The 21,898-nt window shown below is 43.0% G+C and carries 15 protein-coding genes; 1 reads left to right on the forward strand and 14 read right to left on the reverse strand.

The window, feature by feature from the left end:
• Positions 1-196 precede the first annotated feature (196 nt).
• From BLO53_RS09665 to BLO53_RS09725, 13 genes are all read right to left on the reverse strand, one after another.
• Complete coding sequence (locus BLO53_RS09665; RefSeq protein WP_092060951.1) at positions 197-2,356, reverse strand: flagellin N-terminal helical domain-containing protein; 2,160 nt, start codon at positions 2,354-2,356, stop codon at positions 197-199.
• 767 nt (positions 2,357-3,123) lie between these two features.
• Positions 3,124-4,974, reverse strand: coding sequence for a flagellar hook-associated protein FlgK (locus BLO53_RS09670; RefSeq protein ID WP_092060953.1), 1,851 nt, complete (start codon positions 4,972-4,974; stop codon positions 3,124-3,126).
• Positions 4,975-5,342: 368 nt separating this feature from the next.
• Complete coding sequence (gene flgK / locus BLO53_RS09675) at positions 5,343-6,998, reverse strand: flagellar hook-associated protein FlgK (protein WP_176757234.1); 1,656 nt, start codon at positions 6,996-6,998, stop codon at positions 5,343-5,345.
• A gap of 122 nt (positions 6,999-7,120) precedes the next feature.
• Complete coding sequence (locus BLO53_RS09680; protein WP_242829069.1) at positions 7,121-7,639, reverse strand: flagellar protein FlgN; 519 nt, start codon at positions 7,637-7,639, stop codon at positions 7,121-7,123.
• Between the two features lie 133 nt (positions 7,640-7,772).
• The gene (gene flgM / locus BLO53_RS09685) at positions 7,773-8,060 is read right to left on the reverse strand and encodes a flagellar biosynthesis anti-sigma factor FlgM (RefSeq protein ID WP_092060957.1); all 288 of its coding nucleotides are present in this window, start codon (positions 8,058-8,060) and stop codon (positions 7,773-7,775) included.
• Between the two features lie 925 nt (positions 8,061-8,985).
• Positions 8,986-10,416, reverse strand: coding sequence for a hypothetical protein (locus tag BLO53_RS09690; protein ID WP_092060959.1), 1,431 nt, complete (start codon positions 10,414-10,416; stop codon positions 8,986-8,988).
• Positions 10,417-11,444: 1,028 nt separating this feature from the next.
• Positions 11,445-12,056, reverse strand: a complete 612-nt coding sequence (locus BLO53_RS09695) for a thymidine kinase (protein WP_035789380.1) — start codon at positions 12,054-12,056, stop codon at positions 11,445-11,447.
• Between the two features lie 124 nt (positions 12,057-12,180).
• Positions 12,181-14,070 (reverse strand): asparagine synthase (glutamine-hydrolyzing), encoded by a 1,890-nt coding sequence (gene asnB / locus BLO53_RS09700; RefSeq protein ID WP_092060961.1) that lies wholly within the window; start codon positions 14,068-14,070, stop codon positions 12,181-12,183.
• Between the two features lie 62 nt (positions 14,071-14,132).
• Positions 14,133-15,227 (reverse strand): glycosyltransferase, encoded by a 1,095-nt coding sequence (locus BLO53_RS09705; protein ID WP_092060963.1) that lies wholly within the window; start codon positions 15,225-15,227, stop codon positions 14,133-14,135.
• Positions 15,228-15,256: 29 nt separating this feature from the next.
• Entirely contained in the window at positions 15,257-16,444 is a 1,188-nt protein-coding gene (locus tag BLO53_RS09710; protein WP_092060965.1) for a glycosyltransferase, read from the reverse strand.
• Positions 16,444-17,706: a glycosyltransferase family 1 protein gene (locus tag BLO53_RS09715; RefSeq protein ID WP_242875353.1), complete on the reverse strand. Its 1,263-nt coding sequence runs from the start codon at positions 17,704-17,706 to the stop codon at positions 16,444-16,446. Before BLO53_RS09715 ends, BLO53_RS09710 begins: the two co-directional genes overlap by 1 nt.
• A 145-nt stretch (positions 17,707-17,851) precedes the next feature.
• Positions 17,852-18,634 (reverse strand): mechanosensitive ion channel family protein, encoded by a 783-nt coding sequence (locus BLO53_RS09720; RefSeq protein WP_092060967.1) that lies wholly within the window; start codon positions 18,632-18,634, stop codon positions 17,852-17,854.
• Positions 18,635-18,760: 126 nt separating this feature from the next.
• A complete protein-coding gene (locus BLO53_RS09725; protein ID WP_092060969.1) occupies positions 18,761-19,795 on the reverse strand; it encodes an ATP-binding protein in 1,035 nt (344 codons plus the stop codon).
• A gap of 342 nt (positions 19,796-20,137) precedes the next feature.
• On the opposite strand from BLO53_RS09725, the gene BLO53_RS09730 reads away from it, so the two are divergent.
• On the forward strand, positions 20,138-20,659 hold the full coding sequence (locus tag BLO53_RS09730) for an Hsp20/alpha crystallin family protein (protein ID WP_242875354.1): 522 nt from the start codon (positions 20,138-20,140) through the stop codon (positions 20,657-20,659).
• Between the two features lie 67 nt (positions 20,660-20,726).
• Here the strand turns inward: BLO53_RS09730 and BLO53_RS09735 are convergent, their stop codons facing one another.
• Positions 20,727-21,770: an ATP-binding protein gene (locus BLO53_RS09735; protein WP_092060970.1), complete on the reverse strand. Its 1,044-nt coding sequence runs from the start codon at positions 21,768-21,770 to the stop codon at positions 20,727-20,729.
• Positions 21,771-21,898: the final 128 nt, after the last annotated feature.

The raw sequence follows: 21,898 nt of genomic DNA on the forward strand, positions 1-21,898 counted from the left end.
CTTTGAATCTATATACCTCAACATTACATTTGATGATCTCGGATTGCTCCTCTTCGTTCTCGCAATCCTGCAAGCATTCGGAAATCGCCATTCTCACTTTGTTCGTCCGGCTTTTTTCCTCATGCTTGTTCGGTCTTCAAGGTCATATGTTGCTTCGTGCTAGCACGGCAACATATGACTTTGAAGACCTATATCATCAAATGTAGTTCATGAGTGAGCTCTGACTGATCTTGCCGGTTGCCATGAGGCTTGCTTCGTAGGTGACCTGAGCAGTTGTGAGCTGCGTTGCAGTCTCAGCAAGATCAATGTCCTCGTTATCTGACTGGAGAGTCTTGAAGGTTGTTGTCTGGTTCATGAGACGCTGATTTACCAGGTCAAGTCTCTTTGCCCTGGTGCCGTTTGCGGTAACAGCGATATTGGCTACATCAAGGGACTTCTGGTTGGAAGTTATCTTGTGCTCAAATTCCTGCTGCATTGCATCCCTAAGGTAGTTAAATGCTTTCTGGGCAGAGTCAATTTCCGCCTGAACCCTTGCCTTTACTGCATCATCTCCGGTGGAAGCCAATTTTTCTTTTAACGTCTTGATAGTACCGTCGATCTGCTGAAGCTCTGAGAGCATCTTGGAGAGGTCCTGGACATCTCTTCTGACACTTGTTGTAAAAACTGCATCAGCTGTAGTATTGACAACAACGCTCTGGGCAAATCCCACATCGTAAGCGATATCGTGGCCAGCCGATCCTCTGTTATACAGAATTGACTTGGCGTTTTCATCTATATAAGTGCAGTTAAAAAGATTCTGTGGCCTGATGTCGCCCTCAACCCACTCTTTTTTATCGTAAATAACGTCAATTGACTTAGCATTTATAAGATCTGGCAGAGTAGAGAGCTTGGCCTTCAATTCTTCATTCAAAAGAACTTCACCTGTAGCTGCATTCAGAACTGCCATAGCTTTTCCAGATGCAAGTTTTGCGTAAGCCTCATCAATCTCTGCTTCGCTACTTGTTGAGTAAAGAATATTGTTGTCATCATCTGACATTATCAGCGTTGTTTCTTTATACGAAGAGTTGACACTTCCGTTGGCGGTCACGTTGATGATAGTGTTGGTGTAGGTTCCATCGGTGTTCTCATAGGTATTATTGTCAACAATTGTGAAGGTTCCGTCGCTATTGACTGTTGCGGTATACCCGGCCTGATCCAGGGTGAGCTCGTAGGTCTGCCCGATTGCTGGTAAAAGAGGTAACTTAACCGAAATTCTACCTTCATCTCCGGTATATGTGACTGTCGTAACCTGCTTACTCTCTATATTTGTGATGGCTGAGTCAACATTTCCTGTTGAGCTTAAAAAGATTCCATCGCCAGAAAGTGCGAAAGTGCCTACCTCAAGGCCTGTAGTAGCGTCAACAGCCTCGATATTATAGTGGCCGTTTGTGTTAAGCGTCGCTGTGTAGGTGACTCCATCGCTTGTTATCTTGTAGTTTCCTTCATTATCTATAGGAACAGAAACAGTTCTCGTAATACCGTCAAGTGTCTTGTAGGTAAGATTAATAACATCTGTTTTGGAATCCACTGAGCTTGTAGCTGGCTGTATCAGTTCTTCTCTGTATTTGAGCATTGCCTGATTTGTTTGTATATTTCCATTTTCATCAGGAGTTGGCTTAACGTAATTTAAATTATCATAGGAAAGTCTGATCCTGCCTACAGTGCTCTCGACGATACTGTGTTGATAAACTGTTTCTTCATCGGTCTTACCAAGAACTGTGGAGGAATCCAAAAGATATTTTCCCAGAATTCTCTTGGAATCACTGATAGAATCTGCATTGAATTCATCATTGATATCACGGTAATCTGCTGTTGTTGTCCTATCAAAGGTAAGAGAAGTATCAGTCCTGTATCCGGTAAAGACGTAACGTCCGGCGTAGTCTACATTTCCTGTCGAGTAATACTCTTTTGCCAAAGCATCCATCTGAGTTACGATTATCGAAAGATCGTCCAGGGTCAGGTCCTTGTTGGCGCCCTTGGTTGCCTGCTTTACAGAGTCTGTCAAAACGCTAGTCACCGTAGAAAGCGCATCTGCTGTGACTTCAAGCCAGCTCTGGGCATCCTTGGCATTTTTCTCGTAGTACTGCGAAAGCTGGGTTACGTTACTTCTAAGGCGCAGTGCACGAATTGCGATAACTGGGTCATCTGAAGGGCGAGTTAGCTTTTTTCCCGTAGACATCATGGTATTGAGCTGATCCTCAGTAACTTTGTTGTTATTTATGTTGTAAAGGGAATTGTTCTGCATGATCTTGTTGGTGATGCGCATATAAACCTCCGCTATAAACCGAGACTTTCCGTGTCTATCATACGCATCCATGCGACTTTATTTCTCATATCTTTTATCGGACAATTCACTACAATTCTGAAGTGGGAAAGGAAGATTTGCGTTGGACTTGGTGTGGATTGAGGAAACTTGGTGATGCTAGGTGATGCATAACTAGCTTAAATTCTATTTTTGCATCACTTGGACTGGAGTAAGTGATGCTAAAAAGCTTGTTTTCTTGGCTGTGCATCACTTGGGCTGGAGTCAGTGATGCTAAAAGGCAGGATTATGCAGTTATGCATCATTCTGGTATGTCTTGCTGATGCATAACTAGCTTAAATTCTATTCTTGCATTACTTTTGCTTGATCCAATGATGCTAAAAGGCTTGTTTCCTTGGCTGTGCATCACTTGGGCTGGAGTCAGTGATGCTAAAAGACAGGATTATGCGGTTATGCATCACTCTGATATGTCTTGTTGATGCATAACTTGTTTAATTGCTAATTTTGCATCACTTTTGCTTGATTCAGTGATGCAAAAAGACAGGATTATGCAATTATGCATCACTCTGGTATGTCTTGTTGATGCATAACTTATTTAATTGCTAATTTTGCATCACTTTTACTTGATTCAGTGATGCTAAAAAGCTTGTTTTCTTGGCTATGCATCACTTGGACTGGAGTAAGTGATGCTAAAAGGCAGGATTATGCAATTATGCATCACTCGGATAAGTCTTGTTGATGCATAGCTCATATAAATGCAATTTTAGCATCACTTACGCTGGATTCAGTGATGCTAAAAGGCTTGCTTTCTTGGCTGTGCATCATACTCCGGTCTGGAGTATGAGTCTGTCGTAGATTTCTGTAAGGGTCTGGATCATCTTGGAAGAGAGGGTGTAGGCGTTCTGATATTTAACAAGATTTGAAGCTTCCTCGTCTTCATCAACGCCAGAGTCTGAAAGTCTCTGATTATCTATAGTGTTCTCAAGAGATGTATAAGTGTCCTCAAGTGTCTGAGAATTGCTCTTGTTAAGTGAGATGTCCGCAAGGACCTTGGTCAGGAACTCGCCGGAGGTGGCGCCGCGGAAGATCTTCTTGGTATCAAACATCTCTTTTAACTTCTTGAGATTCATGAACTCGGATTCGCCTTCTGTAATGTCTGCCTTGGTTGCAAGTCTGTCTGCATTGTCCAAAAGAACTTCATTAACGCAGAAGTTGCCGCCAGTCAGGAAGTAGTAGCCTTTATTTTCTGAGAGTGTTGTGAGATCCTCATAGCTGTACTGGGCTACAGAATTGGTGTCCATCATTCCTGTCAAAAGGTTTACGCCCTCCAGAGAGTCTGATGTGAAGCCATTTTCCATGATGTCATTAGTTGCAGCTGAGAACTGGCGAAGCCATTCGTTCATCTGAGCCATGTAATATGGAAGGCCCTGGTATTTATTGGAATAGCCGATTTTTACAGTCTTGCCAACGTCAGGAATACTTGAAAGAGATCCTGGGTCGATGGTAAAAGTGTAAGTGCTGTCGCCGTCGTACTCCCACTTGTCGTATCTGTAGTCCTTGGCTCCGATATGGATGCGGCCATCCTTTGGAATCGTGCACTTAGTCATATCTTTCAAATAAGATGCCTCAACTTTAACAGTCACAGTAACTGTGCCGTCTGGATACTGCTTGACTTCAGTACCCTTCCCGTGGAAGTACTGGGCGTTGTTACCATCTCTCATTGCCAAAAGACCTTGCAACTCCCCACCAATTAGCTGAGAATCAATTGCAAAATCTGAAAGTTCATTGACATTATCGCCGTCCTTGTAGCTGCCATAGCCCCACTTGATGTCAAAAAGACCGCCAACGTCATTTTGGCCTGTGCCGCCGTCTTCATCTCTTGCAACACAAATCATCTTTCTATATTCATAGGTATCAAGCAGTTCATAGCTTCCGGCAACCCAGATCTGATATCTTGTAGCTCCGGTTATCCTGCTTGGATTGTTTTCGTCAACAATAGGTGTTTCCTTGGTTTCAACTGATATAAGCTTGGAAAGCTCATCGATCATGGCATCTCTTTTGTCTCTAAGCTCGTTAGCCTTGGCGCCAGTCATCTCGATGATGTTGATCTGCTTGTTAACGCTGGCAATCTCCTGAGAAATTGAACTTATGCGGTCGCAGCAAAGCTTGATTTCTGCGTTAACGTCAGCTTGCTCGTTCTGAAGTGAGCCGTATACATTGTTGAAATACTCAGTAACTGCCTTCATCTGGGAGATGTAGGTTGCCTTGGTCTCTGTAGTTCCCGCTGCTGTCATGACTGATTCAAGGGATGCTTCCATCTTGTTAAAAAGAGTTGAGAAACCGCTTGTTCCGTCGTCATCCAGGTACTTTTCAATAAGCTGGTTATAGTAGTTCTTTTGCGAAACATTACCAAGAAGCTGCTCGTTATTGCGATATTTGACATCATAGAATTCATCCCTGACACGTTCGATGGCGATAGTGTCTACACCGGCTCCCGCGCAGCCATATCTTGCAAACACTCTAAGAGAGTTACTTGCAACCTGGGTTACTTTCTGACGACTGTAATTGTCAGTGTTTGCATTGGATATATTGTTGCCTGTGGTGTTCAGGGAAGCATTTGCGGCACGAAGTCCGGACGCTGCAATATTCAGACCAAAAAATTGTGATGTCATATCTTTTTCTCCTATAAAACAAAATAGAATTTCGAAGAAATTTCCTAAATCATAAAAATGTCACATTGATGCTCTACCTGCCCATCCTCATAAACTACGAAGGCTACTGGTATCTCACATCCATGTGACTTTATCGTTAATATCCATATGTCGAAGCATAATTACTTCGCTTCAATCGAGTAGGCTGACTCCTACTCGGTTTCGCACACGAACATTCCGCACTTAGTGCTCCATGTTCTTACGACCGGCAAATGAATTTGTATGCAAGCATCCATTCGCTTGCCGGTCTTGCTTCACAAATAATATCGGCATGAGACCGGCTTTTCTTTAGCCTTTCCCATGCCGATTATGATTTCTACACCTCTACATCACGCGCCGAGAGTTGTAACAAGGTGCTCCAGCATCTCGCTGACAACGTTGATATATCTTGAAGAAGCGTTGTAAGCGTTCTGGAACATGATCATGAATTCCAGTTCTTCGTCACTGGATACGCCCACAATCTGTTCTCTGCCTGATGCAACGGCATCAACAGTCTGCTGCTGAGCCTCCTGGATGCTCTTATAAACATCGCCTGAGTTTGCAACCTGAGAAACCAGGCTGTTGTAGTAGGTCACGAAGCTGTTTCTTGTAGTAACATTGGGATTTAGAACGTACTCTTCCTTGGTAAATGCCTCTTTTAACAGAGTCATGGTCGTGTTGTCCTCTTCGCCGTCGATCTTTCTGAAGGTAAAAAGAGTTGGATCCATGAGGAGCTTAGGATTTACCTGAGCGTTCATAATGGTAAAACCTGTTTCTACGGTGCCTGCAGGCTTTTCCTTGTTAAAATCGTAGGTTATCTTGTCGCCTTCGTTGGCAACCACAAAAAGCGTAAAGTCTGAAGGAAGTCCCACTGTCTCATCAAGATAAGCAGGATTTGACTCAGAGTTTTCCATTATCTCGTTTATCTTGGTCATGACCGCATGGATCATCTGATCGAACTCAGCCTGAATATTCATGATAACGGACTGGGAAATATTCTTGTTGTAATAGTCCTGATCCTCCACGATATCGTGATAGGTCGCGTTGTGATCACCTCTTGCCAAAAGAACTGACTTGAGTTTTCCAATATCTGTATTTATGGTAGTTGAAACGGTCTGTGTAAGGTCGTAGAGGTGTCCGCCGTCGATTGAAACTATAACCTTGTTGCCATCCTTGTCGTACTCTGACTTGGCAGCGTACTCCCAGTATGGAGTCGCGTAGCCAACAGGGCTTTCAAGGGTTCTATCTATTCCAATGTGGTTAACGTGGTCAGTTGTTACAAAGGATGATCCTTCGAAAAGAACTGTCACATTACCAAATATATCTTCCATGTACTCAATCTTGCCGTATTCACCAAGCTTGTCCAAAAGTACATTTCTCTCATCGCGAAGGTCATTTGCTTTTTCCTGTCTTCCAGACTCGATTTCCACAATGTCTTCGTTGAGCTGGCGAATACGATCACCGTAGTTATTTATGTTTTCCACCATTGTTTCAACTGTGGAATCCATGTTTTCCTGATAAGAAACAAGTCCTTCGTAAACACTTTTTGCTCTTGTAAGAAACTCATTAGCACGAGTTACCATTGAGCTTTGATTTACCGCAGAACATGGGTCTTTTGCCAACTCCTGTATTGAAACCCACAGGTTGTTAAGGGAATCTGCAAACTCTGAGCCGTTCATCTCCTGAAGCTGATCCTCGATTTCCTCAAGAGCCTTTACGGAAACATCATAAAAAGCAAGTCTTCCGCTTTCCTGCCTATAGGAAATATCAAGGAATTCACTTCTGACCTGCTTACAGTGATTGTAGTTAACACCGGTTCCAATCTGCTTCCAGGATATCTGCTCATTCTTTTTCTCGAGAGTCTGATAAGCTCTGGTGCCCTGGCTCACCTGCTGCCTGGTATAGCCTTCAGTATCCACGTTCGACATGTTGTGAGCCGTGGTGTTCAAGGCGTTTTGTGAAGTTTGAAGGCCTGACTGGCCAACATATAGGTTTGCCATTAACATGGGCGGTTCTCCTTTTTCTACCACCGAAAATGGACCGTTAACTCCGTCCCCTAGGTCCATTTTTGGGCGCAAAAAAGACACTATCGGGAAATTGTCTATTCCCGGGTGGGTTATCAAATGCTTCACTGCTTTGCATCAAACCCGCCCGATGTGTAACCTAGACAATCGCCTGTAGTGTCTAAAGCTCTGGAATAATTAGCTGTCTGTGGAGCTCTTTTAGACGCTTGGATGATATTCATCTCGAATCGAACCATTTCAAGGGAACTGATAAGAAGTTCCTGGTTCTGTCCGTTTACACGCCTGACATTTTCAGTGACGCTTTTTAGGCGATCTCTCTGAATAGACAGGTTTTTCTGATCTTGTGGTCTCTTTTCCAAGATTGTGATCAGATCGGTCAGTTTCAATGAATTAACATCCATGTTAAGCACGCTGGCTATGTTCTCCATCGCCACGATACGCTGCTTATCAAGGCGTTGGATCTTGCCTATCACATGCTGCTCTTCATCCGTGATTTCCGCAAGTGCCTTCAGATCGCCTGATACGATGATGGCGGTCTTTCGGCTTGACAACCCCAGTAATTGCTCGTACATAGTGCATTCCTGATCAAGTACCTGCACTAGATTTTCCATCAAACTAGCCACTGGAATTATCCTCCTATTATTCTTATATGTAATTTATTAAATTGTGAGCAATCTCGCATCTCGTCTTGCGACGCCTATATCATCATGTTTCTCAGTTCCACACGCGATGAATCATCGCGCCCAGAGCCGTACTTTATGATAATCCTTCAGATGCTTCGAATTTAGCCAGAAGTTTATCAGCAAATGCCTCTCCACTCACATCATAAGTTCCGTTCTTAATTGCAGCTTTGTACTTTGCTACGAGGTCCTCCCTGACATCAGGAGAAGCGCTTACAGCCTGTTTGGCAACCTGGATATCTTTTCCTATAGAAGAAAATGATACAGTATCTCTGATGTCATTTGTCTTCTTTGTAGGCTGTGCCTTATTAACTTTGTTGTTTGAATAGATCTGCTGAACCTGACTGTATGCTTCTATACGCATATTCTTTTCCTCCTTCCTTGGAGTATTTTTTTATCTACTTCATTTATCGGTAGATATTTGCATTACTTTAGTCTTTTTGGACTATTTCTTTTAGATCAAAAAAAATTTTTCCCCACTCATTTAATGATCTTTGGATGCCTCATGTGACCTCTGCAATGCGCCTACTCCCAAGGGATTTCAACACTTTTTATCTGTTTCTACTTTTATTATCGGATACTTGGTAAAAAAACTTTAGGCTTTTTTTAGAATTTTTTTAAATTTTTTTGTGGGCTTATACGAAATCTGTCTAAGTCTTGTATTTCGTGTAAGGCCATAGTTTTCGGCTCTTCGTAAGTCTTATATGCAAATTTACTTTTCATTAACTTGCATATAAAGATTTCTGAGGAGCCTGAGCCTCTGGCTAGCGTCTGGTTTACACGAAACTAGCTCACTTTTCGATTTTCGTGTAAGGCCTCCAAATTTACGGCTTATACGAAATCTACCTTAGTCATGTATTTCATGTAAGGCCGTAGTCTTCGGCTCTTCGTAAGTCTTATATGCAAATTTACTTTTCATTAACTTGCATATAAAGAGTTATGAATAGCCTGAGCCTCTGGCTAGCGTCTGGTTTACACGAAACTAGCTCGCTTTTCGATTTTCGTGTAAGGCCTCCAAATCTACGGCTTATACGAAATCTGCCTTAGTCTTGTATTTCATGTAAGGCCATAGTTTTCGGCTCTTCGTAAGTCTTATATGCAAATTTACTTTTCATTAACTTGCATATAAAGAGTTATGAATAGCCTGAGTTTCTGGCTAGTTTCATGGCAGCAAGCCCTGTCCGTAGGACTTGCTGTCATGTTCATATCAAACAAATGCTACAACAACCTCCCTCATTCTAGCCACTTTTCCACAATCCACTAATTAATCTCGTCCCAAAAAGCAGAACTCACAATCTCGCGAGGTCGATCTGGTGCATGGTGCCGACGCCACCGCTCTCTTTCAAGAACAGGCCGCTTGCGCGCATCATAGCTGCAACTGTAAGACCTGCAGCTACGGGAGCAAATGCATTTCTAACTTCAACACTCTGGTCTTCTTCAGAACCAGGCTTGTACCCGTTATTCCCCTGCCCCTGATACTCCGTAAACTCAGTTGCTACGCTGCCAAGGAAAATAGCGCCAACATCAGCTTCCTGCAAAGACAAGAGCCTGTCTGTGCCATCTTCATCTCTAAGCCAGACCTGAAGCTTGCCATAGGCCTCATCATTTTCATCAATCCAGCCGTTGCCATCGCTGTCGAATTCAGCCAGATCAGCAAAGCCATCACCGCTCTTGGTGCCAAAAAGCTCTGAACCATCATTCACCACGCCATCGCCGTTTCTGTCATAGGCAAGAAAGCCTGAGCCTGCGCCGAGTCCTGCAACTTTTTCCTCAACGCCATCACAGTCAAGGTCAAAGAAAAAGCTCTGGTCACTGATACTAGTCACATCGCTTCCAACGTTGATGACAAGCGGGTCAATAAAATTCACAGCACTAGGCATGCTGATTCCAGCTGCCTTTGTAAGTCGCCTTGACAAAGAAAAGTCCACATTAAAATCAATTTCACGGCCATCCTCCGTCTTGGCAATTCCCTGTCCGCTAAAAGATGTAGCTTCTTCCTCAACATGTCGCATCTCAATAGTAGTAACTCTTACCATTCCACTATTTGACAGTATTGACCTGACATCTCCAAACAGATTCCAAGCGCCGCCTCTTCCTATTGCGCTAACATTATCATTAGAATTGCCTCTTTCAAGGATATCCCAGTAGTCTGCTCCAGCCTCGATATATTCACTATTTCCACTTTCAGCCCCAGCGCCATCACCTAACCAGTTTCCTCTCAAAGCTCCTGAGCCGTTGTCTAATCTTCTTGCGCTTCCCCCTCCCAGGATCTGCAGAAAACTCATTAGTGTCTCCAGGAGCCTTGCTCTTATCTGGGCTATCTGCTCAACAAAACTTGTCTCCAAGCCTTTACCAAGCTCAGTCATACCAGGTCTTAGAGAATCGTAATTCTCACTTCCAAGAGCCATCTGTCCTGACATTTGATACTGCCAAGTGCTCTCATAAATATCCATCTTTCTGTTTGCCTTCTGCATCGCAGCATTGTCATCGCTGTTATTTTTTTGAGAATTCTCTTTATCCTCTGCTCTCTTTTCTAAAGTCACTCCAGCTTTATTATCTGCTGCAATTTCACTCTTTTCTTCCTCCACACTCTTTCCCTGACTCTGCAAATTATCAAGAAAAGCGCCTCTTGAAACCACACCACTTTTCACGGCTACCGTGTTTTCCTCATAGTAGTGGTTACTAGAGACCAGATTCACATTGCTCTGTGCAATCTTCATGCTACCTCCTAAATTATTGGAAGTCTTTTGCTCTACAACAAAAGACCTCCATGAAGAATAATCTTCCATGAAGGTTCACGCTTTCCATAGCTATGTGATCAATATTGATTGCTGGTGGGGTATCCACAGTGCTAATGCTTTTGGGCCAGGCATACCTGTTCATCGCTGGTGTACAGTTATCCACAAATGCACTAGTCTGCGAATACATATCAATTTCAATCATGTCAACTTAGATATCGACATTTCCCACCATAAACTCAAGTCCATAATAAAAAGACTAAATATTCAAAATATTCTGTCTTAAAATTAAATTTTTATGCAAGTCACAGCTCCAAACATCTTACACGAAATCCTACTTATAGACTTGTTTCGTGTAAGCCTGGAATCTTGGCTCTTCAGAACTCTTTATATGCAAGTTAAGGTATCTTAAATTTGCATATAAGCCCTTCGCATAGCCTAATACTTCTGGTCTTACATGAAATAAACACTAGCCGTATTTTCATATAAGTCATAGTTCCAGACGACTTACACGAAATCCTACTTATAGACTTGTTTCGTGTAAGCCTGGAATCTTGGCTCTTCAGAACTTTTTATATGCAAGTTAAGGTATCTTAAATTTGCATATAAGCCCTTCGCATAGCCTAATACTTCTGGTCTTACATGAAATAAACACTAGCCGTATTTTCATATAAGTCATAGTTCCAGACGACTTACACGAAATCCTACTTATAGACTTGTTTCGTGTAAGCCTGGAACCTTGGCTCTTCAGAACTATTTATATGCAAGTTAAGGTATCTTAAATTTGCATATAAGCCCTTCGCATAGCCTAATACTCCTGGCCTTACACGAAATACACACCAACCGCATTTTCAAATAAATCAAGAAAAAAAGAAGTGGGAAATAACAATTCCCTTTTCGGATCATTACTTCCCACTTCTCGATACTCAAATATTTACATCGAATTCATATCACAAGTCCAGCAAACACTGGCATCTGATTTCTAGTAGCTGCTTATAATTTCCAGCCCCTTACTCTTCCACGTCCCTCTCTCTTGGGCCGCTGACTTCCCCGGAGAGGAAGTGTCTTCTGCAGACGGAAACGTAGGACTCATTGCCGCCCATCATGATCTGCTCGCCGCTTCTTACTATCTTGCCGTTTGAGACACGGGCGTTAAAGTGAGCTCGTCTTCCGCACCAGCACACAGTTGGAACTTCCTCGATATAGTTGGCAATCTCCATAAGACGTTTGGAGCCGCTGAACAAGTGGCTTGTAAAGTCAGTTCTAAGGCCATAGCAGATAACTGGCAGATCATATTTATCCACAACAAGAGCCAACATATCAACCTGCTCCTCTGTCAGGAACTGGGCCTCATCCACAATAACGCAGTCAAGCTCTTTCCAGGAATCAGACTTGCCTGTAAGCCACTCTTTTTCCACAGTTTCAAGAAACTCCTCCACAAAGGTGCATTCTGCGGACAGTCCCATTCTGGACTTCACAGTCTTCTCGCCGTCACGATTCTCTGTGGCAGGTTTTAAAATGATGGCGTTCTGACCCTTCTCAAAATAGTTGTAGCGCACCATCAGCGCATTGGCAGTCTTGGAGCTTCCCATAGCTCCATATCTGAAGTACAATTTCCCCATTTTATAAATTCCCCCATTTTCTTATTTATCATTATTCAAAACAAGATTTGCCTGTTTGTCACTTCCTACGACATACTATATTCATCAATGCAACTCACTTCTTGCATATCACAAGCCATCACTTTTACAGCAGGTAGTGTTCATACCACTGCTGGAACACGTAGAAAGACCAGGCAATTTTGGAATAGTTCTTGCCTGTGGCTGCCCCGGCATCACCTGTCTGAAGATAAGTATTCAAAAACTTATTTACATATTCAGGATCAAAGATTCCCTGCCTTGTCAGGTATTCCTTGCTGCTATAATCCACAAGCTTACCCTTAAGAGGCCCTCTCATCCAGGCATCAAGCGGCACGCCAAAGCCCTTCTTGGGCCTGTCCAGAAGCTCTTTTGGAATATAGTCATAGGCAATGTCCTTGAGGATATGCTTCTTATCGCCCTTGAAATACTTGTATTTGTGCGGAATCCTGTATGAATACTCCATTACAGCAGTGTCAAGGATCGGACATCTGGCCTCAAGTGAGTACTTCATAGAAGCCCTGTCCATCTTGACCATAATATCATCAGTCAGGTAAGTATCCATATCCAGCAGCATACGTCTGACCTGCCAGTCATTCACGCCATACCCTGATTCTATCGGGTACTTTATCATCATAGCCTTTTCTCTGTCCTCTTTTGGTAAAAAAGACATAGCAGCCTTCAGATACCCCTCAGATGCTAGCTGCACCTTGGTTTCCGGATTTCTGTTTCCCGCTACTACTCTCACCTTAAAGGGCAGCTTTTTCCACAGGGCTCCTCCAACTACAGGAATCTGGCAAGCTCCATAAGTAAGTGCTCCAAGAGCATCAATTTTCTCGGCAGTAGCCACACTATCATATACATTATATCCGCAGAAAAACTCATCTCCGCCATCGCCCGAAAGAGCAACAGTCACCTGCTTTTTGGCAAGCTTGGATACCAGCATTGTAGGTATCTGCGAGCTGTCTGCAAATGGTTCATCGTAGTACTTTGGAATACTATCCACCATGTCAAACATGTCTCTTTCACTGATATACAGCTCTGTGTGGTTAGTTCCAAGATGCTGCGCAATTTCTTTTGCATACTGAGCTTCGTTGTACTTGGGATCATCAAAGCCGATGCAGAAAGTCTTGATGGGCGTATCGCTATGGGACTGGGCTATAGCCGACACAAGGGATGAATCATAGCCGCCGCTAAGAAACGCTCCCAGAGGCACATCCGCGATCATCCTATCTGCAACCGCCTTGTTAAGCCTCTCCTTTAACCCGCTCTTTGCCTCCTCGTAGCTCTTTACAGGGTTAGAAGCCCCCTTGTGATAAGCATCCTTGACGCTCCAGTATCTTTTTATCTCAATTTTTCCAAGGTTGAACTTCAAAAGACATCCTGACTCAAGCTTATACACATTTTGATAAATCGTATCCGGAGCTTTGATATATTGATGATGAAGATATCTTGGAATAACGTCCTTTCTGATCTCGGGCACAAATCCAGGACACTTTACAATAGGCTTAAGCTCTGAAGCAAATACGATATTCTCTCCGTCAAGCCAGTAATATAAAGGCTTCTTGCCAATCCTGTCTCGTACAAGATACACATTTCCATTTCTCTTATCAAAAAGAGCTATAGCAAACATTCCATGAATATGGCTTGCAAAGTCTTCGCCCCATTTCAGATATGCAGCGATTATGACCTCTGTATCGCAGCTCGTCTTAAAAGGGTAGTCCTTTATTTTCTCTTTTAACTCAAGGAAGTTATAAATCTCGCCGTTAAAAACCACCACGATATCATCATTTTGCGAATGCATGGGCTGATGACCAAGTGGTGACAGGTCAAGAATTGAAAGTCTTCTCTGGGCAAGGCCTATACAATAGCCTCCGCCATAATCATACACTTCAACGCCGTTGTCGTCCGGGCCTCTGTGATACATAGTATCGTTCATGGCGCGAAGCTGGTCTGTAGTAATTCTATTTTTGGATATATATCCACAAATACCGCACATCTAGTAAGTCTCCAGGCTCTAATTTTTCTAGTTAATCATACGTCTTCGATACTCTCGCAGTTCTACATTACACTTTCAAGAAAGTCCTTCCACTGGGCAAACACCGCCTGGCTGTTGCCAATGTCAGCAATCTTTCTTGCATTATTACCAAGCCTCTTAGCAAGGTCTCTATCCTCTATAAGTCTGTTAAGGCCTGCCACAAGCGCATCTTCATCCTTGACCGGGATCAGAAGTCCGTCAACTTCATTAGTCATGACTGTTGCAGGGCCTCCACATGGGCAATCCGTCGCAACTATAGGCATTCCAAGGGCCATAGCCTCCAAAAGAGAATTCGGCATGCCCTCCCAATCGGATGAAAAAGCATACACACTGCCCTTAGGCAGCTCTTTTTCCAGGCTATCGCTTCCACCCATTATGAAAACGTAGTCCTCTGCGTGGTTATCAGCAATTATCTTCTCAAGGATCTCCCTGGTTCCATCGTGGGAATCATCGCCATACATCTTAAGCACGTAATCCGGGTGCTTTTCATGAACCCGTAAAAAAGCTCTCACAAGCATAGGCTGGTTTTTAAAGTCCACAAGTCTTGCGTGATGAACAACACTCTTTTCACGCTCCGCGGGCGCTTCTACCCCAATGTACTTGGGATTTATAGGATTTAAGATGACCCTTGAATTGTCCTGAAGAAGGGGTTTAAAGAAGTCCTTCTGGCCCTTTGTCTGGAACACGCAGCCCGCAGCCTTAGGGAATAGCCACTTGTTCTGGATCTTGTCGGTAAAAGAGTCATAGTGGCCCTTAGGATCTGTTCTGATCGATATGACTACTGGGATTTTCATATTGCCAGCAGCCATGAGGGCTCTGTAGTTAGCTCTTTTGGCAAAGGCTATGAGAACGTCAGGCTTGTACTCTCTTGCGAACTGTTTCAGATATTTGATCCTAAGAAAGAACTTAGTTACTCTTCCCTTGTTCTGGTCTTCGTCTCTAAGCCCCACATGGACCCTCGTAACTGCGTCGTCTATCTGGTATTCGTCTTCTTCCTGCCATTCTGTAGCTATGAACACCTCATAGCCCTCTTTAGCAAATTGATTTGCAAGATTGGTTACTACTCTCTCTGCTCCGCCTCTTGCCAGGCAATTTAAGTGAAATGCAATTCTTTTCACGGTACTACTCCTTAAACACGCTTTGACCATCAAACAAGCTTATTTAATATCTTCTGCAGATCCTGCGCATACTTGTCAGGCGTATAAACACATGCCCTTCCTCTCGCCACATCACTATAATGCTGCATCTTATCTTTTGAAGACAACATAGCTTCTATAGCATGGGCCAGCGCTACGTCATCGGAGGTGATATGCTTCTCATCAGTATCCTCCACAGGACTCATGTCCCTTACAAGTATACCGTAGGCACCTTCTATAAAGTCAGGCATGAGCTCTCTCTTTGTGCCCTTTTTCAAAAGATCTTCCAGCTCATCCTCAGAAAGAACTATCTCCCTGGGTCCTGTCTTGCAGTCTGCCGCAACAACAGGCTTGCCAAGGGCCATTCCCTCTAAAAGAGCATTAGGGAAGCCTTCATGGTTGGAGGCAAGCACGTAAAGGTCGCTCTTTGCAACATAGGCAAAAGGGTTCTTTCTAACACCTACAAAGCAGACTTTATCCTCGATGCCAAGCTTTCTCACCAGTTCCTTGTAGGATTTGTATTCTCCCCTTCCAAGGATCATGAGTCTTAAGTCGCTGTGCTTTTTGGATTCAAGGTAAAAAGCCTTGATCAGATGCCATATTCCCTTGATGTAATTGTCCCTAGCCATGCAGGAAATAACTCTGGTGCCCTTTTCAAAAGGGAAATCCTGTATTTCTTCCTGTCCCAGGGCATCAATAGTCTCAATATCCGTAGGATTATAGATAAACTCAGTCTTGTTAAACTTATAATCCTTTTCAAGAATTGCCATTATCTCTCTTGAGCAGGACAAAATAAGGTCTGACTTTTTAACAAATAATCGTATATGCCTTGGAGCCTCCATATCTGTGTAGCATCTAAGGCCTGTAACAAGCTTCTCTCCAGCCTTGGATAAAGAATTGGAGAGATTTGCTGTGGCTCCAAAACTATAGGCAATATCTATATTTCTTTCCTTCTTGATCTTTCTGATCATGCCTGCTCTTTTAACTAAGGTAAGGGCCTTATTAAGCTTGCCCTTCTGACTTGGAAGATTGATGTTTACTACATCAACGCCTGAAACGTCGTAGTTGGCATTTTTGTCATCAAAAATCAGCAGGGTCACGTTAAAGAAATCCTGCATGAGCTTGGCTGTAATAGCAGCAACTCTCTCATATCCGCCCTGATGAAGGGTCGGAACAATGATCATAAGATTTTTTTTCATTAATCCTTAAAACTCCCATGTTCGTAGAAATAGCTAATTGCCTTAGCCTGAGTCTGCGCATCAAATCCGGCATCTGCAAGTTCCTGCTCAAATCTTGGAGTCTCTGCCTGCCTATCTGGCAAATGGGCCAGATCTTCAAGTATCTTCCCAGCCCACTCCGAAGGGTCTTTTCTAATATCCATGCGGCTTACAAGCTCTGTTATGTCAACTTCAGTTGTGATGGTATCAGAGATAAGGCACTTAAGCCCTGCCGCCTGTGCCTCCACAACAGTTCCAGGAAGCCCTTCAAAAAATGACGGGAATAAGAAGTAGTCCATGGCCCTGTAATAGTCGCTGGAATTTCCCTTAAGGCCCAGGAACCTAACTCTGTCCTGGATTCCCAGATCATTAACCTGAGCTTTCACAGTGTCCATAAGTGATCCCTGCCCCAGCATTATCAACAAAAGCTTCCTGTCTGGCATCTTCTCTTTGGCCAGTTTAAGAACCTGATCAAATATCCTTATCAGATACTCGTGGTTCTTCTGATAATCAAATCTTCCGACGTGACCTATCACAATTTCGTCCTCTGAAACCCCAAGCTCTGCACGGATCTTGTTCCTGATATCAGCGTCATAAGCAAACTTTTTTACGTCAATTGCGTTGGGTATAGTCCTGACATATCCCTGGTCAAAGAGTTTGTCTCCAAACACTGCTCTACCGGCCTTTTCAGAGCAGGTAAAATAGTGATCTGCAGTTCCCAGACGCTTTAGAGGAAGGCGCAAAATCTTAGTTGCAATTCCCTTAAGCCCTGGCTCAGTGCCTGCATTTCTGGAGTGGGCAATAGTCACGGCTGCTCCACCCTTTTTCCTGGCAACTGGCAGGTACAAAGCTGCAGTGCTGGTCATGTGTCCATGGACAACCTGCCACTTTCCTCTGTTTTCGGAAAAGAAATTACTAATAGCCTTTTTATAAGCAAAAAAATTCTTGCCCTCAAAGCGGGGTAAAACGTATATATTGCCCCCAAGCTCCCTGATCGCTTCATCGTAAAAATCAGGCTCTCTTACAGCTAAAAGTTCATCTGAAGTTGGGGCCATTTTCCCAGTCTTTTTAGCAGAATAGTGCACCAGAAAATCAAACTGGATCTTGTCCCTGTCTATATTCCTATATAAATCCATTATACGGCTCTCAGCACCGCCAAGCCCCACGCGCCCAAAGACGTGAAGGACCCTGATTGGCTCGCAAACGCCAGCCTGTGAATTATTCATCTGAGAATTATTTTCCATATTCTTATCTTCCATCTAAATTCCAAAAAATGGCTTTTTGTGGGCAAAAGCGGAAAAATCTTGCAAGAATCCCGCTTCGCATCAATCGAGTAGGCTGCGCTTTAGTATAACACAATCACAACTTTATAGCGAATTTCCCAAAGCCTTACTCATTTCCCTGCAAAACCACAAGCTTGTTGTATGGAATCTCGATGCCTTCTGCCTTGAAGCGCTTCATGATCTCGATAAGGCAGTCTGAGCAGGTCCTGGGGTTATCCCTAAAGTCCCTGGTCTCCACCAGAACTCGCAGCGTGATTCCGCTCTCTCCAGCCTCCTTGCACAAGACAGTTGGCCTTGCGCCGAAGTGATTAGGGTGCTGCTCAATAACATCCGCCATAATATCCATAGCCCTGTAAATATCCGTGCCATAGGCAACAGACACAGTTATGGGAAAAGAGTAAGAGCGGTCCTGGGTGTAATTGATGATAGTAGCACTTCCAACAGTAGAGTTAGGCACGTAAATACGCTCATTCTGATAGGTCTTTATCACTGTGTGGCGAAGGGTAATATCCTCAACAAATCCCGGATCAATTGAATCAATCGCTACCCTGTCCCCAATATCAAAAGGCCTGGACCTTGACGCAGACAGCGCAATCCCTGCAAACACGTTACTAAGAGTTGACTGGGCCGCAAGACCTATTACAACCGCTACAATTCCAGAGGAAGCAAGCGCTGTCTCCCAGGTCTTGGAAAAGGCCGGAATCCCGCTCATGGCAAAAAGAGCTGCCACAGCCCAGAAGAAGGCCATAATAATGCCCTTTAAAAAGATCAGGTGGAGCTTGCCACGAAGACGCTCCTTGCTAAAAACCTTCCCCATTATAAGATTCAAAATCCAAGCCACCACAAAGGGCAGTATATATTTTAAAAAGATATTCAAAACTTCAGTCATGCCTAACTTCTCCTCACCAACTCATATTATTCAAGCAGCTATTATTGAAGCACAAAAACCTTTTTCATTATAAAACAACATATCCTCATTACAACCTTAAAAAAGCTCATGCATTCATTTTCCTGATCAGATTCTCATCTTAACAAACGCTTCCAGCCTTGGGAGAATCAAGAAAATATAACCCCTCTGGTTTGCATTTATCAGCCCTTTTCTCTTAAGCCTGTCTCTGTACACAGAAAATTCTGGCGTGGTCATCCCTAGTGCATTTCGAATTTCCGTGACATTTGTATGGCCTGAAAGACACATCTCTTTTACCACTGATCTGTCTTTCTCAGATAATTCATCCCAAATCTTGGCATATACATACTCTTCCAAGTACTGATCATACTCCGGAATAATATCCTGAAGTTCCTTGTCCCTGTTCTGCCAGACCAGATATCCCAATACCTGAAAAGCATATGAGTAACCCTTAGTAAGCTTGGCCATTTCCTCAGCCTTGTCCTGCGAGATGTCAAAAACCCCCTTATATTTTGCAACTATAGCCGTATAATTTAACGGCTCAAGATTAACCTTGGGCGCTCTATACAAAAATGTAAGTGACTTCTCATTCTGCAAATCATAGATATTCTCGTATAATCCAGTCATTATGAGGAATACCGGGTAATCTTTTCTCAAGAAGATCTGAAAAGCAGCGGAAAAAATCTTGATATTGGAAGAATTCGTCACCTCATCCACCGTGATAAGAAGCCTCTTGCCAGCCTTCTGCACATGAGACAGCATCTTATCCAGCGCTACCTCTATATCAGTAACCGGCGCCGCATTCTCTATAGATACCCCAAGCCCAAGCGCAGAAAAATCGAGTTTAGCCTTGATAAAAAGAGCATGCATCTCCGGAATTGCATACAAATCTGCTGCCAGCTTCTGCAACATATCACGCTCAGGATTAAGTTCAACGACAATCCACCTCTTATCGCGCCTCAATTCCTCTGCAATGCTAGTCATCATAACAGTCTTGCCAGTTCCTCTAGCCCCAGTAACCATGTAAACCTGATTAGAAGGTTCATCGTCCTGAAAAGTCTCTAAAATCTCATTAGTCTGCGTAATTCTGGATATATACTCTCCCGGTTTCTTGCCGAAAGATAAAGAAAAAGGATTACCCATTTTGCAAATGACCTCCTACTTTATATTCACTATATTCCTTTATACTTATTTATATTTCTTTATACTACTATCATAATTTTATACTCCTTTATATTAGTCGTCAAGCCCAGTAATTTCCTGATTTTAAGCGCAATTTATAATTATTTTATTTTTATCTGGTAAAAGAACTGTTGACATCTTGTTACACTTGTTCTATAACATACTTATACAAATTGTTAGCAGTCTTCTCTGGTGAGTGCTAATTGCATTTAACACAAGCGATATCACCAGAAATAAGCTGCTGACACCTAATATTCACAAAACCACTACAACAAATATTTATAGAAAAGGAGCGTGATTTATATGTTAATGCCTATGCTTTGGAGTAATAATGATATTTTTGATGAGATGGATGATTTCTTTAACAGAGGATTCTGGAACTGGACAGAGAACGGAACCTGCAGAGATGGTGCCTGCCAGAATGGCAGAGCCGCTACAGATCACCAGAACACAGCTCTTTCTGACAGAAACGGATTTGCTGGCGCAAGTCTCATGAGAACCGATGTTATTGAGAAAGAGGATTCCTATCAGCTGGAGGCTGACCTTCCTGGATTTAACAAGGAAGACATCAAGATTGACCTTAAGAACGACATCCTCACAATTTCCGCACAGCACAGTGAGAACAATGATGAGAAAGATGAAGGCGGCAAGTACATCCGCCGCGAGCGCAGATCTTCCTCCTACCAGAGATCCTTCCGCGTTGAGAACCTCAAACCTGAGGACATCATCGCCCAGTACAGAAACGGCGTCCTCACAGTCAACATTCCTAAAAAGGAAGCCCTTCCTGAAAAAGAAGAAGCTGCAAGAATTGAAGTTAAGGATTAATGTAAATGCCCTCCGCACTCTGGCTCATCAGCCAGGATGCGGAGGGCTTACTTTTTCCCATATTTCTTTATAACTGAGTATCAATAAATTCCTTAAATCTAGGTAGGAGCAGCTTTATCACTCCTCTGCTCTCAACATCTATTATGCCTTTCTCTTTAAGCCTGGCGCGTGGAATCGACCACTCACTATGACTCTTCCTGGTCATTTCAAGTAATTCACTGACTGGCATGCTATCCTTTTTAGCTATAAACTGAAGGAACCACCTGTCATTTGGCGCAAGCTCGCTCCAAATCTTCTTGTATACCTTATCAGCAAGAATCTCATCAAAGCTCTTTAAAACCTCATCCGTAAGCTCTTTTGCCTTATAATCCCACATATACTTGCCAAGAGCCTGATACGCATAGGCATAACCCTTAGTCATAAACGCCATTTTCTCGGCCTCCTCATAGGAAACGCCCAAGGTGTTCTTGTAATCATCTCTGATATAGGTCACGTTAAGAGGCTTCATCTCATACTTGGTCGCCCTTAGGAAAAAAGTCAGACCATCAGCATTTTCAAGGCTCTCAATATCTTCATACAAGCCTGCTAAAATGGCATATATAGGAAGTTCCTTCCTGATAAGTATCTGGAACTCCTGAATAAATCCAGTAATACTCTTAGTCTTGCGTGCCTCATCGATTGTGATAAGGAGCTTTTTCCCATGCTTCTTCATATGTTCCAAAAGAGCTTCCAATGCATAATCGATGCTGGCCACGGGACTCTTCTTGGAAAGATTAAGTCCAATTCCAAAGGCAGAAAGATTGAGGCTTGCATCAACAAAGCTAGTAATAAAGGGAATCTCACTATAAAGCTTAGCAACAATCTCGCTTATGATCTCAGAATCAGAACGGATGTCTACTACAATCCAATCGTCCTGCTCCCTGAAATATCTCTCAATTGCAGTAAGCGTAACCGTCTTGCCAGTTCCTCTGATCCCAGTCAGCTTAAAAACCTGCTCATCAGGCGAGTCATATTCCAACTCCTCAGTAATACTGTCAATTATAGAGTTACGACTCAAGTATTTACTTGGAATCTTTCCAAAACTAATAGTATATGGATTTCTACCTGCCATCAAATCATCTCCTAAGCTATATAAACCTATATAATTAACTTCTACCTATATAATACTATATAATTCTATATAATTCCAGAGAGGCTATATAAAACTATATAATTCTATATAATCCCAGATATGCAAAA

Origin of the sequence: Butyrivibrio sp. INlla14 (assembly GCF_900102515.1) — a bacterium.
GTDB lineage: Bacteria > Bacillota > Clostridia > Lachnospirales > Lachnospiraceae > Butyrivibrio.